Below are 15,589 nucleotides of genomic sequence, written 5' to 3'. Positions count from 1 at the left end.
ATCATGACCAAGACCGACAAGATCCTTTCGCAGGGCGCTTCCATGGGTGTTTCCCGGCGCACCGCCCTGATCGGGGCCGCCGCCACCATGGCCGCCGTCAAGGCCGCGTTCCCGGCCGGAGCCCACGCCGCCGGCGCGGGTCCGGAAACCGCCAAGGCGCGCCTGGGCTTCATCGCCCTGACCGACAGCTCGCCGGTGATCATCGCCAAGGAGCGCGGCTTCTTCGCCAAGCACGGCCTGCCCGACATCGAGGTGGTCAAGCAGGCCTCGTGGGCCGCCACCCGCGACAACCTGGTGCTGGGTTCGGGCGGCGGCGGCATCGACGGGGCGCACATCCTGTCGCCCATGCCGCTGCAGTTCAGCCTGGGCGTCCAGACCGGCGGCAAGCCGCTGCCGATGTACGTGCTGGCCAGGCTCAACACCAACGGCCAGGCGATCTCGGTCGGCAACGACCTGAAGGCCGTGAAGGTCGGGCTGCAGGCGGGCGGGGCCAAGGCCAAGTTCGCCCAGCTGAAAGCGGCCGGCAACATCGCCAAGATCGCCATGACCTTCCGGGGCGGCACCCACGACCTGTGGGTGCGCTACTGGCTGGCGGCGGCCGGCATCAATCCGGACATCGACGTCTCGACCATCGTCATCCCGCCGCCGCAGATGGTGGCCAACCTCAAGGCCGGCACCCAGGACGCCTTCTGCGTGGGCGAGCCGTGGAACGGCCAGACGGTCAACCAGAAGATCGGCTACACCGCCACGACCACCAGCGAGATCTGGATGAACCATCCGGAGAAGGCGCTGGGCATGCGGGCCGACTGGGTGGACAAGTATCCGCGCGCCGCCCAGGCCCTGACCGCCGCCGTGCTGGAAGCCCAGATGTGGTGCGACAAGCAGGCCAACAAGGCGGCCATGTGCTCGATCGTCTCGGGCCGGCAGTACATCAACGTGCCGATGGGCGACATCCTGCCCCGCCAGCAGGGCGTCATCGACTACGGCGACGGCCGCAAGGTCACCGGCTCGCCGCACGTCATGAAGTTCTGGGCCGACAACGCCAGCTTCCCCTTCAAGTCGCACGACCTTTGGTTCGTGACCGAGAACATCCGCTGGGGCGTGATCCCGCAGAACACCAACAAGCAGGCCCTGGTCAACAAGGTCAACCGCTCGGACATCTGGCGCGCGGCGGCCAAGAGCATCGGCCAGACCGGCCCCGCCGGCGACAGCCGCGGCCCCGAGAAGTTCTTCGACGGCAAGGTGTTCGATCCGGCCAATCCGGGCGCGTATCTCGCCAGCCAACCCATCAAGAAGCTCGCCTGAGAAAGGCCCGAGGGGAGGAAAGCTCATGACCTATCCCAAGCCCGACTTCGCCGAGGCCGCGCCCGTCGCGGCCCCGGTGACGGCCCAAGGAGCGTCCCCGCCGCCGGCAACGGCGTCGGCGGCGAAGGCCGGGTCGGCCGCCCCAAGAGTCCCAGGGGCGGCCGACTTGGCGCGGCGGGCGGGAGCGGTCGCGGCCGCCGTCCTGCCGCCGGCCCTGACCGTGCTGGTCATACTGGCCGTGTGGCAGGGCGTGTGCGGCGACTCCTATGACGGCCTGCCGTCGCCTTCGCGCATCTGGCTGGAGTCGAAGGAACTGATCGTCGATCCGTTCTACGACCGGGGCGGGGTGGACAAGGGCCTGTTCTGGCACGTGCTGACCAGCCTCAAGCGGGTGGCCTTCGGCTTCTCGATCTCGGCGGTGGTCGGCGTCGGCCTGGGCGTGCTGATCGGCGCCAACCGCTGGGCGCACCGGGGTCTCGACCCGATCTTCCAGGTGTTGCGGACGGTGCCGCCCCTGGCCTGGCTGCCGATCTCGCTGGCGGCCTTCCACGAGGCCAATCCGTCGGCCCTGTTCGTGATCTTCGTGACCTCGATCTGGCCGATCATCATCAACACCGCCGTGGGCGTGAGGAACATCCCCGAGGACTATCGCAACGTCGCCCGGGTGCTGCGGCTGTCGCCGATCGAATACTTCTTCAAGATCCTGCTGCCGGCGACCACGCCCTACATCTTCACGGGCCTGCGGATCGGGGTGGGCATGAGCTGGCTGGCCATCGTCGCCTCGGAAATGCTGCTGGGCGGCGTCGGCGTCGGCTTCTTCATCTGGGACCAGTACAACGCCTCGCGCATCTCCGACATCGTCGTGGCCCTGGCGTGGGTGGGCCTGACCGGCTTCGCCCTGGACCGCATCGTCGCCCTCGCGGGCCGCATCGTCTCCCGCGGCAACGCGGCGAGCTGAGAAGGGGAAAGATCATGGGCAAGGCCTATCTCTCCATCGAGAACCTCTGCATCACCTTCGGGCATGGCGCGGGCGCTTCCGAAGTGCTGCGCGGCGTCGAGTTGCAGGTCGAGAAGGGCGAGTTCGTCTCGATCATCGGCCACTCGGGCTGCGGCAAGTCCACCCTGCTGAACGTGGTGGCGGGCCTCGTGCCGGCCACCACCGGGGCGGTGATCCTCGACCGCGAGGCCGTCAGCGCGCCGGGGCCGGAGCGGGCGGTGGTGTTCCAGAACCACTCGCTGCTGCCGTGGCTGTCGGTGCGCGAGAACGTGCAGCTGGCGGTCGACAAGGTGTTCGGCGGCAAGAAGTCGGCGGCCGAGCGCCGCGACTGGACGCTGCACAATCTCGAGTTGGTCAAGATGACCCACGCCAAGGACAAGCGGCCCTCGGAAATCTCCGGCGGCATGAAGCAGCGGGTCGGCATCGCCCGGGCGCTGGCCATGCAGCCCAAGGTGCTGCTGCTGGACGAGCCGTTCGGGGCGCTGGACGCCCTGACCCGCGCGCACCTGCAGGACAGCGTCATGGAGATCCAGGCGACCCTGAACAACACCGTGCTGATGGTCACCCACGACGTCGACGAGGCGGTGCTGCTGTCGGACCGCATCGTGATGATGACCAACGGCCCGCGCGCGACGATCGGCGAGGTGCGCCCGGTGGATCTGGCCCGGCCGCGCGACCGCCTGGCCGTGGCGGAGGATGCTTCGTACGTCCACGCCCGGGCGGCGGTGATCGAGTTCCTCTACACGCGGCGGGCGGCGTAGGGGGGAGGGGAGCCTTAAGCCGCCAGCTGCTGGCGCAGGTCGTCGAGCGTGCCTTGGATGTGCTCGGCGACCACAGCCTCGACGGTGGCGGCGTCGCCGGCCTTCCAGGCTTCGAGGATCTGGCGGTGCTCGCGGCTGGCGCGCTCGTCGCGGCCGAAGGGCTCCAGGTGGATGCGCACGTAGCGCTCCGACAGGATCTGCAGCCGCTCGACCAGCTGGCTGGTGATGTGGCCGCCGGGGCGGACCAGCGACATGTGGAAGGCGTGGTTGAAGGCCACGTGGTCGCCGTCGGGCTTGCCCAGCTCGGTTTCCAGGGCGGCCAGCGCGGCCTCGGCGCGGACGTGGTCCTCGGGACCGGCCTTGCGGGAGGCTTCGGCGGTGGCGCCCGGCTCCAGCTTCAGGCGCAGGGCGAAGACCTCGCTGGCCTCCTCGGTGGAGGCCGGCCGCACCACGTAGCCGCGGTTGGGGTAGGAGTTGAGCAGGCCGTCCTGCTCCAGGCGGCTGAGCGCCTCGCGCAGCGGGATCTTGGAGACGCCGAGCTCGCCGGCGATGGTGTCCTGCCGCACGGCCGCGCCCGGCGGCATGGCGCCGGTGAGAATACGTCGACGTACGATCTCGTACGTCTGGTCGGACAGGGTGCGGACGACGATGCTCATGAGCTGCGAACTATAACCCCTGGGTCGGCGCCCCCCGCGCCGAGAGGGCCTCCCTATATCAGATTATCAGGCGGCTCGGATTAAACCTGGGTCATTTCAAATGACCTGGAATCCTGCCCAGAACGGGTCGGCGCGATCGATCCAGATGGTGTTGAACCCTGTTGCGATCGCCGAGCCCTGAACCGAGGGAATGATCGCCTGGCGGTCGCCCAGGGTGGTCTCGGCCTCCACCCGGCCGATGAAGCGGCTCTTGATGTAGCTTTCGTGCACGAAGGCGTCGCCGACCTTCAGGCGGCCCTTGGCGTGCAGGTGGGCCAGGCGGGCCGAGGTGCCGGTGCCGCAGGGGCTGCGGTCGATGGCGCGGTCGCCGTAGAACACCGCGTTGCGGCCGTCGGCGCCGTCGCTGGCCGGGGCGTCGGCCCACAGCACGTGGCTGACGCCGCGGATGGTGGGATCGAGCGGATGCACCGGCTCGACCTTCTCGCGCACCAGGGTGCGGATGATCGGGCTCAGGCGCAGGATCTCGGCCGCGCCCAGGGCGTCGACGCCTTTGTAGGCGCCTTGCGGTTCGACGATGGCGTAGAAGTTGCCGCCGTAGGAAACGTCGATGGTCAAGGGGCCAAAGCCGGGGACGTCGATCTCGACGCCGGTCTCGGCCAGGTAGCTGGCGACGTTGCGGATCTTCACCGACGTGACCTTCTGACCCTCGGTCTCATAGGCGATGTCGATGACGCCGGCCGGAACCTCCAGACGCAGCTTGCCCGGCTCGCGCGGGGTGACCAGGCCGTTCTCCAGCGCGAAGGTGACCATGCCGATCGTGCCGTGGCCGCACATGGGCAGGCAGCCGCTGGTCTCGATGAACAGGATGCCCGCGTCGCAGTCGGGCAGGGTGGGCGGATAGAGGAAGCCGCCCGACATCATGTCGTGGCCGCGCGGCTCGAACATCAGGCCGGTGCGGATCCAGTCGAAGCGGGCGAGGAAGTCCTGGCGGCGTTCGCTCATGCTGGCGCCGCTAAGCAGCGGCGCGCCCCCGGCGACCAGACGCACGGGATTACCGGCGGTGTGGCCGTCGATGCAGAAGAACGTGTGACGCATGGACTTGATCTCTAGAAGCTGACCCGCCGGAGGGGAGCGAAAACCTCGTCCTTCGACAAGCTCAGGATGAGGTTTTCTACTGCTCGGTCTGAAAAATGGTCCTCACCCTGAGCTCGTCGAAGGGCGAGGACCACGCAAGTTACGTCAGGCCGCTTCGGCCTTGGAAAGCACCGGCCGGGTGGCGGCGGCTTCCTCGACCATGGCGACGACCTGGGCGCGGCGGGCGCCGGCCAGGGGCAGGCGGGGCATGCGCACGCGCTCGGAACCGCGGCCCATGATCTCCTCGGCCAGCTTGATCGACTGGACGAGGTCGTGCTCGGCGTCGAGGTGCAGCAGCGGCATGAACCAGCGGTAGATGCTGCGGGCGGTGTCCAGGTCGCCGGCGTCGACGGCCGCGACCAGGGCCACCGATTCCTGCGGGAAGGCGCTGGTCAGGCCGGAGACCCAACCCTTGGCGCCCAGCAGCAGGCCTTCCAGCGCGACGTCGTCGAGGCCGGCCATCAGGATGAAGCGGTCGCCGAAGGCGCGGGCCAGGTCGGTGAAGCGGCGGGTGTCGGGCGCGCTTTCCTTGACCGCCACGACGGTCGGCTCGTCGGCCAGGCGCTCGAGCACGCCCAGGCTGATGGCGGCGCGATAGGCCGGCGGGTTGTTGTAGAGCATGATCGGCAGGCCGGAGGCCCGGGCGACCGTGCGGAAGTGGGCTTCCAGCTCGGCTTCGGTCGGCACGTAGACCATGGCCGGCAGCGCCATCAGGGCGTTGGCGCCGATGGTCTCGGCGTCCTTGGCGAAGGCGGCGGCGCGGGGCGTCGTCAGCTCCGAGCAGCCGACGATGATCGGCACGCGGCCGGCGACGACCTCGACGGCGGCCTTGAGCAGGCTGCGCTTTTCGTCGGCTTCCAGCGAGTTGTTCTCGCCGCAGGTGCCCAGCACGACAAGGCCGTGCACGCCGTCGCGGACGAGGTTATCCAGCACCTGTTGGCTGGCGTCGTAATCGATCGAGAGATCGGACTTGAATTGAGTGGTAGCGGCGGGAAACACGCCCGACCAACGCATGGAACTCATAGTGCTTGCGCCTCCTGCTGATTTGTCTACCGTATACGATATTGAGTGCGAGGGTAAAGCCCGACGATGAAGGCGGCAGGAACGGCGGTTATCGGAGGCGGGATCGTGGGCACGATCTGCGCGCTGGCTCTGCGGCGCGCGGGCGAGGATGTGCTGCTGATCGATCCGCGGCGCGATCCGCCTCCGGCTTCTTACGGAAACGCCGGTCACATCGCGGTGGAGCAGGTCGAGCCGCTGGCCTCGCCGGCGGCCCTGGCCTCGGCTCCTAAGCGCCTGTTCGCCCTGGGCGGGGCCCTGGATTTCCGACTCGCCGACGCCGCCGCCTGGATGCCTTGGGCGGCGCGCTATATCCGCGCGAGCACGCCGGACGGCGCGGCGCGCGGCCGGGTCGCGCTGAGCGGCCTGCTGGCCGACGCCCTGCCGGCCTGGAAGCGGCTGGCGGCCTCGGTCGAGCGGCCCGATCTCGTCATCGAGCAGGGCCACGTCGTGGTCTGGGAAAGCCAGGAGACCGCCCGCAAGGGCATGGCCGCCTGGAGCGCGGCCGACATCGGCCAGACAAAACTGTCTCCCCTCGACGAGCCGACCCTGAGGCGCGTGGGCCGGCAGGTCTCCACGCCCCTGGCGGGCGGGGCGCGATTCGAGGGCTCGGCCCAGGTCAGCGATCCCGGCCAGGTTCTGAAGCTGCTCGGCGAGGCGTTCGAGGCGGCGGGCGGGCGGCGGCTGACGGCCAGCGTTTTGCGTCTGGCGCCCAGCGGCCGGTTCGCGCAGATCGTGCTGGAGGGGGGCGAGCGCATCGCCGCCGGCCAGATCCTGGTGACCGGCGGCGTCGGTTCGGGCGCGCTGATGCGCAGCCTTGGCCACGCGGCCCCGATCATCGCCGAGCGCGGCTATCACCTGGAAGGCGGGGCGGGCGACTGGACCGGCCTGCCGCCGGTGGTGTTCGAGGACCGCTCGTTGATCCTGACCCGCTTCGGCGATCGCCTGCGGGCCGCCAGCTTCGTCGAGTTCTGCCGCGAGGGCTCGCCGCCCGATCCGATGAAGTGGGACCGCCTGCGCGGCCACCTGGACGCGCTGGGGATCAAGCTGCACGGGCAGGTCGCCCAGTGGTCCGGCGCGCGGCCGACACTGCCGGACTATCTGCCCGCCATCGGCGCCAGCACGCGGGCCGACAATCTCTATTATACCTTCGGGCACCAGCACCTGGGCCTGACCCTGGCGGCGACCACCGGCGAGATCGTGGCCAGGCTGATTGCCGGCCAGGCGCCGGATCTCTCCGCTTTCGACATAGATCGCTTCGCCTCAGGGCGCGGCAAGACGAGGACTACCGCATGACCCTGGGCATGGGCGTTTCGACCATGGCCGCCGAACTGGCCGACCTTTCGCCGCGCGCCGGCCGACCGCCGGCGATCACGGCGGCCGAGTACGAGGCCCGGCTGGAGAAGGCGAGGGGGCTGACCCGCGCGCTGGGCGCCGACGCCCTGCTGATCGGGGCCGGCGCGTCGCTGCGCTATTTCACCGGCGTGCCGTGGGGCGCGACCGAGCGGCTGGTGGCCCTGCTGCTGCCGGTCAGCGGCGCGCCGCTTATGATCTGCCCGGGTTTCGAACTGGGCTCGCTGCAGGCCGACCTGAAGATCGAGGTCGAGATCCGCCTGTGGCAGGAGCACGAAAGCCCCGCCGCCCTGGTCGCCCGTTCACTGGCCGACGTCGGCGTCGACACCCTGGCGCTCGATCCGGCCGCGCCGTTCCTGCTCTATTCGTCGCTGAAAACGGCCGCGCCGTCGTTGTCGGTCAAGGACGCCACGGCGGTGGTCGACGGCTGCCGGGGCGTGAAGTCGCCAGCCGAGCTGGCTTTGATGCGCTACGCCAAGGCCATCACCCTCGACGTTCAACGCCGCGCGGGCGCGGTGCTGGCGCCGGGCGTCAAGGCCAGCGAGGTCAAGCGCTTCATCGACGAGGCCCATCGCGCGGCCGGCACGACCGGCTCGACCTTCTGCGCGGTGCAGTTCGGCGAGGCCACGGCCTATCCGCACGGCCTGCCCGGCGACCAGGAACTGGCGCAGGGCGATCTGGTGCTGATCGACACCGGCTGCCAGGTCGAGGGCTACCAGGCCGACATCACCCGCACCTACGTGTTCGGCGAGCCGAGCGCGGAGCATCGGCGGATCTGGGAGATCGAGCACGAGGCCCAGGCCGCGGCCTTCGACGCCGTGAAGCCCGGCCTGCCGTGCGAGGTGATCGACACCGTCGCCCGCCAGGTGCTGGAGCGCCATGGCCTGGGTCCCGACTACGCCCTGCCGGGTCTGCCGCACCGCACCGGCCACGGCATCGGCCTGTCGATCCACGAGGGGCCCTATCTGGTGCGCGGCGATTCCACGCCGCTGGCGCCGGGCATGTGCTTCTCCAACGAGCCGATGATCGTCGTTCCGGGCCGCTTCGGCGTGCGCCTGGAAGATCATTTTCACGTCACAGAGGACGGCGCGGCCTGGTTCACGCCGCCTTCGCCGTCAATCGACGACCCGTTCGGCCTGAAGGCCTGATCGGGAGACGCTTCGAGTTCTGATTTGGCCAATGTCTCCGCGGCGCCGGGAGGAGTGCGGCGCGGAGTTCCTTCAAGGGGGATCGAATGAGCTTCTGGACGCGCCGCAAGGCGCTCGACGCGATCGTGGCGGTGGACGCGGGCCATAGGCTCAAGCCCACGCTCAGCTGGCCGCACCTTCTGGCGCTGGGCATCGGCGCCATCATCGGCACGGGGATCTACACCCTGACCGGCATCGGGGCCGAGCGCGCCGGGCCGGCGGTGATCCTGGCCTTCGCCGCCTGCGGCGTGCTCTGCGTGTTCGCCGCCCTGGCCTATGCCGAGGTCGCCACCCTGATCCCGGCGGCGGGCAGCGCCTACACCTACGCCTATTCGGTGCTGGGCGAGGGTCTGGCCTGGATCGTCGGCTGGAGCCTGGTGCTCGAATACGCCGTCACCTGCGCGGCCGTGGCCGTCGGCTGGTCGGGCTACATGGTCGGCCTGCTGAAAAGCGTCGGCATCATGCTGCCGCCCGAACTGCTGGCCGGACCGCACGCGGGCGGGATCATCAACCTGCCGGCGGTGCTGATCACCGTGGCGGTGACGGCCCTGCTGGCCAAGGGCGCGCGCGAGAGCGCCACGGTCAACATCGTGCTGGTGATCATCAAGATCATCGCCCTGGCCGTGTTCGTGGTCCTGACCATCGGCGCGATCAAGGCCGCCAACTTCCACCCCTTCATGCCCTACGGCTTCGTCTCCCACACCGAGGGCGGCCATCCGCGCGGGGTGATGGCGGCCGCCGCCATCGTGTTCTTCGCCTTCTTCGGCTTCGACGCGGTCTCGACCTCGGCCGAGGAGGTCAAGAACCCCAAGCGCGACCTGACCATCGGCATCATCGGCTCGATGCTGATCTGCACGGTGATCTACATGATCGTCGCCGCCTGCGCCGTCGGCGCCTGGCCCTATGCCGAGTTCGCCAAGTCGGGCGAGCCGCTGGCCTTCATCCTGCGCTCGCTGCAGCACCCGGTCGCCGCCGTGGCCATCGCCGTGGCCGCCATCCTGGCCCTGCCCAGCGTCATCCTGGTGATGATGTACGGCCAGACCCGGGTGTTCTTCGTCATGGCCCGCGACGGCCTGCTGCCGAAGGCGCTGGGCAAGCTCAGCGCCAACCACGCGCCGGTGCGCCTGACCCTGATCACCGGCGTGGTCGTGGCCCTGGTCGGCGGCTTCCTGCCGCTGGACCAGATCGCCGAGCTGTCGAACGCCGGCACCCTGCTGGCCTTCATCTGCGTCGCCGTCTGCGTGATGGTTCTGCGCAAGACCCGTCCGGACCTGCCGCGCCTGTTCCGCTGCCCGGCGGTGTGGATCGTCGCGCCGCTGGCGGTGGTCGGCTGCCTCTACTTCATGGTCAGCCTGCCGGTCGGCACCCTGCTGCGCTTCGCCGGCTGGAACGCCATCGGCCTGGTCGTCTACCTGCTCTACAGCCGGCGCACGAGCCTGCTGGCCAAGGGCGTCGAGGCGCCGCCGCTGACGGAAGCCGAGGTTCCCTGAGGCCTATCGGTCGTCGAGCGGCGGCGAGACGTCGAACTGCTCGATGAAATAGTCGGCGAAGCCCGCCGCGCCCGGCGCGTGGCGGGCCAGCCAATCCTGAAGCCGGCGGACGAAACCGGTGAAGGCCGCGTCGGCGGCGATCCGGGCCGCCGACAGTTCGGCGTAGTCGACGGCGATGGCCTCGGCGTCCGGCGCGGCGTCGGCGTGGATGATCGCCCGCTCCGTCGCGCACTCGACATAGGCGTCGGGGTCGTGGCCCAGCCAGGGCGAGTCTCCGTCCGGCTTGACGCCGAACCACTCCCGCCAGCTTTCCAGACCGCAGCAGCAGCCGGGTTCGATGACCACCCCGTCGCGCTCGGCGCGCAGGCCGCCGGCCACGACCCTGTTTTCCTTGGCCATCATCGACCGCAGGACGTGTTCCAGGGTCTCGCCCTCGGGCTCGTCGCCGTAGCAGGCGAGAGCGGCCACGGCGTTGGCCACGTCGGCGTCCGTGACCTGTCCCGTCAGATCCACCCATTGGTATGGGGCGTAGTCCGGCGCCCAGGCATAGGCGCGGCCGGGGTTCATCTGCAGGACGGGCGTCAGCTTGAGCATGGCGCGAAGGTGGCCGCCGCGCCGGCTTCAATCAAGGCTGGCTTCAATCAAGGGTGTCAGCCCAGGCCCAGGATCACCGCATTGGTGGTGCGCACCAGGGCGCGGGGCGGGGCGTCCTGGGTCTTGACCGTCAGCTTGGCGGCGTCGGCGGTGGCGACCGCCTGGCCCTTGGCGTCGACGAACTCGGCGGCCAGTCCCCGGGTCGCCATCAAGGCGACGGCGTCGGCGCCGGTCAGGCCCCGCACCTCGGGCATCGGCGCGGCGTCGTCGAGGGCGGCCGGGGCCGGCACCGGCACGATCTTGAAGGTCAGCTTGGCCGCGCCGCTGGCCTGGAAGCCGTAGCGCTGCTGGAAGGCCGCATCGACCGGGGTGACATAGGTGCGGGCCTGGCCGATGGCGCCGCCGCGGCCGGTCGTTCCGGCGCTGCCGTCGGCGCCGCCCGTGCCGCCGATCCGCATCGAGACCTGCACCTCGCAGGTGGTCTCGGGCAGGACGTAGAAGGTGGGCTGGTAGCCGATCGAGCGCAGCATCTCCAGGCCCTCGTCGCCGTCGGCCTCGTAGATGGCCAGGCTGGCGTTGAGCGATCCCTGGTCGAGCGCCGCCTGGGCCTCGGCCACCCCGCGCCCGACGGCGGCGATCACTTCGCCGAGCGGCGTCGCCAGGCTTTCGCTGAGCAGTTCGGAGGCGTCCTGGGCCATGTCAGGCTCCCTGTTCGTCGGCGGCGGCGAAGATCACCATCACCCGCGCCCCGCGGGCGATGACCGAGCCGGCCGTGGGCGACTGCACCATGGCCTGGCCGGGGGCGACGGCCGGATTGAGCGCGTGGGGGCCGACGCTGGCTTCCAGCACCAGGCCGACCGAGGTCAGCACCCGCCGGGCGGCGCTTTCGGTCAGTTGCAGCACGTCGGGCGCGCGCGGGCCGTCGCTCGCGTCGGCCGGTTTTTCGGGGATGAACTGGAATTTGACGTCGCTGAGCACGTCCTGCTTGAGGTCCCGGGCGGTGTCGGCGTCGATCAGCTGCACCGCGCCGGCGTCCTGCAGCAGGACCTTGGCGTTGACCTGGATGGCGCCCAGCGAGAAGCCGCGCGGCTTCAGGGTGATCTGGGCGTCGTCCAGCTGGGTGGCCATGGTGGTGGCCAGATCGGTGACGGCGACGCTGCGCAGCCTCAGCGGCGTCGTGGCGGCCGCCCCCGTGGCGTCGGCGCCCAGGCGTCCTGGCGTCGCGGGGCGCGCGGCGGCCGCGGCCTGGGCTGCAGCGGCGGCGGCGGCCGCCTGGGTCGCCGCCGTCTCCTGGGTGGCGACCACGCCGCGCAGGCGGGTGATCTCGCTCTGTTGCTCGGTGACGATGCGCGAGCGGTCGGCCAGCTGGCGGTCGCGATCGGCCAGATCCTGGTCGCGCTGGACGAGCCGGGCGGTGAAGGTCTTGGTGGTCTCCTCGGCCGCCTGGGCGCGGACGGCGGCGACGTCGACCTTGGCCGAGCGCAGGGTGGCGATCTCGGCGTCCTTGTCGGCCAGTTGCTTGTCGCGGTCGGCGACATCCCGGGCGGCGGGACTGTCGGTGGCGATGACGCCGCCGACGGGCGTGATCACCGTCCCGGCGCGCAGCACCCGGGCCGCGACCGTGGTGCGGGCCACTACCTTTTCCTCGACCGCCAGGCGGCGCACCTGGCCAAAGTCGATGGTCAGGCCGCCGCCGCGCGCGGCGCGCCCGAACTCGGGGCTGACCGACATCGCCGCCGTCCCCTCGACCAGCCGGAAGGCCGGGGCGAAGGGCAGGGTGTCGTCGGCGATCGCGCCGGTTCCCCGGGCCAGGCCGTCGGCGTCGGTCTTGGCGCTGGAGACGGCGGCCCAGGCGTTGGTCTTCAGGTCGAACAGCTGGACGTCCAGGCTCGCTCCGACGGCCGGCTTGCCGTCGGCGTCGGTCAGCCTGGCGCTCCAGGTGAAGGCCGTGCTCATCCCACTTCCTCCAGACCGACGACGGCCCGCGCATTGAACGCGCCGATCGAGGCGACGACCACGACGACGGCGCGGGCCGGCTCCTTGGCGGCGATCGACAGGGTGGTCGCGGCCTTGCCCGAGGCGTCGGTGCGCAGCAGGGCCTGATCGAGGCGCGTGCCGGCCTGACGCTTGTAGTTGGCCGCGCCGCGCGCGGCCGACAGGGTGGCGCCGGCCTCGTCGTCGATGTTGAGCTCGACGGGCTGGTCGGCCAGCACCTCGCCGGCGCTGTTGGCGACGGTGATCGACAGGGTCGCCTTGCCGCCGATGTTCTGGCCGACGACGAAGGCGATGCGCGGCGTCGGCAGGCCCTCGCCGGGCGGGGTAGCCACCAGCCGGCCGCTGATCGTGCTGCTGACCTGCTGGTTGCTGGAGCTCTGGTCGCGGGCGGTGAACAGCAGGGCCACCGGCCGGCCGCCGGCGTCGGCCTTGGTCTGCATGTCGACCTTGATCGAGAAGTCGAGGAACGGCAGCTGGTAGCCGCCGAGCGGGGCGCCGGAGGCGTCGACGCGCGGGCCGGCGTTCAGGGCCAGCTGGGCCTCGCGCACGCCCTCGGCCAGGGCGACCAGCAGTTCCTCGATCGAATTGCCGACGAAGCGGCTTTCGGTCGTCATCAGTCGCCTCCCTCGGAACTGTCGCGGGATCCTTCGGCGCGCTTGGCCTTCAGCTTTTCCAGGGCGCGGTCGCGGCGGGCGTCGTCGCGGGCCTCGTCGGCCTCCTTCAACTCGCGCACGTCGCTGGCCATCTCGCGCATGCGGTCGGCCTTCTCGGCATAGTCGACATATTCGCTCACCGTGCCGGCGCCGACGGCCAGCTTGCGCGCGGTCTCGCGGACATAGGGGTCGGCGCGACCGAGGCCCGGGATCTTCTCGCGCGCCTTTTCGACCCAGTCCTTGGGGATGGCGTCGCGGGCGCCGTCGAGGGCGCGTTCGGCGGCGGCGTAGGCCTTGCGGCCCCGGCTGACCATGTCGCGGGCCTTGGCCAGGCGGCGGTCGAGCGGGTCGCTGGCGGCGGCCGTGGGACGTGGGCGCTCGTCGGGACCGGTCAGGGCCCTGCCGGCGTCGCGCAGGCCGCGTCCTGCCTGGCCCAGCGATGCCAACCGCCGCGAGGGCTCGGCCAGCGGATCGGCCTCGCGGCGTGAGGCCAGGCGTTCCCAGGGGGCTTCGCGGGCGGCCCCAGGCGGACGTTCCCACGGCGCCTCGCGCGGCGGGGCGGGGGCGCGTTCGAACACGTCCGAAGGCGTGAACCGGCGCAGGTCGGGCGGCAGGCCGCCGGGCGTTGGCCGCACCTGTTCGCCCGGGGTCCCGCGGACGCCTTCGCCCGGCGTCGCGCGCAGGGCGTCTGCGGCCGTGCCGCGCAGGGCCGGGGGCAGGGCGGGCGGATGCGAGGGCGGGCGCGGGCCGGCGGCGCCGCGGGCGGCGTCGCGCCCCGCGCCCCAGCGGTCGAGCTCGGCGCGACGGCGGTCCAGCGGCGTGACGGCGTAGCGCGGATCGCCCAGGCCGCCCTGGCCGGTCAGCTGGGACATCCGCGACTCCAGCGCCTGCCGTTCGGCCATCAGCCGCGCCAGGTTCGGCGACAGGGTCGAGGGATCGGCGCCGCGAGAGCCTGTCGATGCAGACCTCGACGCAGACCGGGGCGCGGCCGCGCGGGTCGGCGCGGCCGGGGACGGCGCCTTGGCGCGGCGCAGGGCGTCCTTCCAGGGCGGATCGCTCATCCGGAGCCTTCTTGTTCGGCCGCGCGCCGCTGCTCGATCAGGCCGCGCACGCGCTCCTCGAACAGGGCCGGAGGCGGGATCGGCACCAGCTTGGTGCGCATCAGGCTCGAGCCCTCGGCGCTGTACTGGTACTTGGCCGCATAGCTGGCGCTGACGCTGCTGGCGCTGACCGCCCCGCCGCCGCCGAACGGCGTCCACAGCCCCCCGGCCTTGACCGAGGTGTTGCTGCTGCTGCGCTTGATCTCGGTCTCGGACTTGAACGAGATCGACATCTTCAGCTCGATCACCGTATCGACGAACTGGTAGAAGGTCGGCGTGAAGCCGAGCTCCAGCAGGCTGTATTCCTGGCCGTCGCCGAACTTGACCAGATAGGTCTTCGACTTGGCGCCGTCGCCTTCCTTCTCCTCGTCCGCGTCCTCGTCGTAGCCGGCCATCAGCCGGGCGATGCGCAGCGACACGAGGTCGAGTTGCAGTTGGGCGGTGGCTATGCCCACGCCCAGGCGCTGGACCATCTCCGGGAAGGGGACGGCGAGCAGTTCTTGACCCACGCTCATGGGACGTTCTCCGTCCGGGGTTTAGTTCTTGTTTTCGGCCAGCGACTTGTCGAGCAGGCGTTTGCGGCGCTCGATCTCCTCGTCCAGCTGACGACGGATCCGCTCTTCCAGGATGGCCGGGGGCGGGATCGGCACCAGCTTGGTGCGCAGCAGGCTCGAGCCCTCGGCGGTGTAGCTGTACTTGGCCGAGTAGGAGGCGTCGACCTGGCTGGTCGAGACCTGGGTGGTGTTGCTGGAGCCGAACTTGCCGCGGAACAGCTTGAACGAGAAGCTGTTGCTCTTGGTGTTGGTCTGGTTGGTGTCGCGCGACGAGCGGGTGGTCTCGCGGGTGTAGGTGAACTTGATGGCGATCTTCACCTCAATGATCGTGTCGACGAACTGGTAGAAGGTGGGCGAGAAGCCCAGCTCCAGCATCGACAGCCGGGTCGGCACCCGGATCAGGGTGGTGTCGAGGCTCTCGCCGTTGTCCTGGGCGTTCTTCTTCTGGTTGGCGATGACCTTGGACAGGGCGTCGATATTGCCGCCGGAGATCGCGTCATCGGTGGCGATGAAGGCCTCGGCCTGCTGGACGGTCATCAGGTCGTAGCCGAAGAAGATCCGGCTGTCGTCGAAGGTCTGGTTGCCTTCGTCGTCGGTGACGACCTGCAGGCCGCCCATCATCTCGGCCACCTCGATGCTGTTGGCGTCGAGCTTCATCTGGCCTTCGGCGATGGCGAAGGCCATCTGGCGGATCATGTCCCCCATGGGGACGTTCAACAGCTCTCTTCCGATCGACGGCATGACGTCTCCT

The 15,589-nt window shown here is 70.4% G+C and carries 16 protein-coding genes; 6 read left to right on the top strand and 10 right to left on the bottom strand.

All coding sequences use genetic code 11. The features are described 5' to 3' along the window. Positions 1-3: 3 nt before the first annotated feature. The 3 genes from AC07NG_RS13755 to AC07NG_RS13745 are packed head-to-tail and all read left to right on the top strand — an operon-like array spanning position 4 to position 3,063. Positions 4-1,305: a CmpA/NrtA family ABC transporter substrate-binding protein gene (locus AC07NG_RS13755; RefSeq protein WP_494594575.1), complete on the top strand. Its 1,302-nt coding sequence runs from the start codon at positions 4-6 to the stop codon at positions 1,303-1,305. 25 nt (positions 1,306-1,330) lie between these two features. Further along, positions 1,331-2,263, top strand: coding sequence for a nitrate ABC transporter permease (gene ntrB / locus AC07NG_RS13750; protein ID WP_487290780.1), 933 nt, complete (start codon positions 1,331-1,333; stop codon positions 2,261-2,263). A gap of 14 nt (positions 2,264-2,277) precedes the next feature. After that, the gene (locus tag AC07NG_RS13745) at positions 2,278-3,063 is read left to right on the top strand and encodes an ABC transporter ATP-binding protein (RefSeq protein ID WP_494594574.1); all 786 of its coding nucleotides are present in this window, start codon (positions 2,278-2,280) and stop codon (positions 3,061-3,063) included. A 14-nt stretch (positions 3,064-3,077) separates the two neighbouring features. Here the strand turns inward: AC07NG_RS13745 and AC07NG_RS13740 are convergent, their stop codons facing one another. The 3 genes from AC07NG_RS13740 to AC07NG_RS13730 all read right to left on the bottom strand — a co-directional run bounded on the left by AC07NG_RS13740 (position 3,078) and on the right by AC07NG_RS13730 (position 5,876). After that, a complete protein-coding gene (locus AC07NG_RS13740; RefSeq protein WP_110119035.1) occupies positions 3,078-3,719 on the bottom strand; it encodes a GntR family transcriptional regulator in 642 nt (213 codons plus the stop codon). 96 nt (positions 3,720-3,815) lie between these two features. Further along, on the bottom strand, positions 3,816-4,814 hold the full coding sequence (locus tag AC07NG_RS13735) for a 4-hydroxyproline epimerase (RefSeq protein ID WP_494594572.1): 999 nt from the start codon (positions 4,812-4,814) through the stop codon (positions 3,816-3,818). 144 nt (positions 4,815-4,958) lie between these two features. Beyond that, entirely contained in the window at positions 4,959-5,876 is a 918-nt protein-coding gene (locus AC07NG_RS13730; RefSeq protein ID WP_487290783.1) for a dihydrodipicolinate synthase family protein, read from the bottom strand. A gap of 66 nt (positions 5,877-5,942) precedes the next feature. Between AC07NG_RS13730 and AC07NG_RS13725 the strand changes: the two genes are divergently transcribed. The 3 genes from AC07NG_RS13725 to AC07NG_RS13715 all read left to right on the top strand — a co-directional run bounded on the left by AC07NG_RS13725 (position 5,943) and on the right by AC07NG_RS13715 (position 9,942). Continuing rightward, positions 5,943-7,208, top strand: coding sequence for an NAD(P)/FAD-dependent oxidoreductase (locus tag AC07NG_RS13725; protein ID WP_494594570.1), 1,266 nt, complete (start codon positions 5,943-5,945; stop codon positions 7,206-7,208). After that, positions 7,205-8,413: a M24 family metallopeptidase gene (locus tag AC07NG_RS13720; RefSeq protein WP_494594569.1), complete on the top strand. Its 1,209-nt coding sequence runs from the start codon at positions 7,205-7,207 to the stop codon at positions 8,411-8,413. The genes AC07NG_RS13725 and AC07NG_RS13720 overlap by 4 nt, the downstream gene beginning before the upstream one ends. Positions 8,414-8,499: 86 nt before the next feature. Further along, on the top strand, positions 8,500-9,942 hold the full coding sequence (locus AC07NG_RS13715; protein ID WP_487290786.1) for an amino acid permease: 1,443 nt from the start codon (positions 8,500-8,502) through the stop codon (positions 9,940-9,942). Between the two features lie 3 nt (positions 9,943-9,945). Here the strand turns inward: AC07NG_RS13715 and AC07NG_RS13710 are convergent, their stop codons facing one another. From AC07NG_RS13710 to AC07NG_RS13680, 7 genes are read right to left on the bottom strand one after another with little or no spacing between them, the layout of a single operon-like run. Further along, positions 9,946-10,536 (bottom strand): hypothetical protein, encoded by a 591-nt coding sequence (locus tag AC07NG_RS13710; protein ID WP_492857270.1) that lies wholly within the window; start codon positions 10,534-10,536, stop codon positions 9,946-9,948. Positions 10,537-10,592: 56 nt separating this feature from the next. Beyond that, positions 10,593-11,234, bottom strand: coding sequence for a hypothetical protein (locus AC07NG_RS13705; RefSeq protein ID WP_487290788.1), 642 nt, complete (start codon positions 11,232-11,234; stop codon positions 10,593-10,595). 1 nt (position 11,235) lies between these two features. Beyond that, complete coding sequence (locus AC07NG_RS13700) at positions 11,236-12,492, bottom strand: hypothetical protein (RefSeq protein WP_494594566.1); 1,257 nt, start codon at positions 12,490-12,492, stop codon at positions 11,236-11,238. Next, positions 12,489-13,145 (bottom strand): hypothetical protein, encoded by a 657-nt coding sequence (locus AC07NG_RS13695; RefSeq protein WP_487290790.1) that lies wholly within the window; start codon positions 13,143-13,145, stop codon positions 12,489-12,491. Before AC07NG_RS13695 ends, AC07NG_RS13700 begins: the two co-directional genes overlap by 4 nt. Further along, positions 13,145-14,245: a hypothetical protein gene (locus AC07NG_RS13690; protein WP_494594564.1), complete on the bottom strand. Its 1,101-nt coding sequence runs from the start codon at positions 14,243-14,245 to the stop codon at positions 13,145-13,147. The genes AC07NG_RS13695 and AC07NG_RS13690 overlap by 1 nt, the downstream gene beginning before the upstream one ends. Then, on the bottom strand, positions 14,242-14,799 hold the full coding sequence (locus AC07NG_RS13685; protein ID WP_487290792.1) for a hypothetical protein: 558 nt from the start codon (positions 14,797-14,799) through the stop codon (positions 14,242-14,244). Before AC07NG_RS13685 ends, AC07NG_RS13690 begins: the two co-directional genes overlap by 4 nt. A gap of 21 nt (positions 14,800-14,820) precedes the next feature. Further along, positions 14,821-15,555 (bottom strand): hypothetical protein, encoded by a 735-nt coding sequence (locus AC07NG_RS13680; protein WP_487290793.1) that lies wholly within the window; start codon positions 15,553-15,555, stop codon positions 14,821-14,823. Positions 15,556-15,589 lie beyond the last annotated feature (34 nt).

It is taken from the genome of Caulobacter sp. GW821-FHT10C03 (genome assembly GCF_059415485.1).
This window is presented reverse-complemented; position numbering and strand designations above follow the sequence as displayed.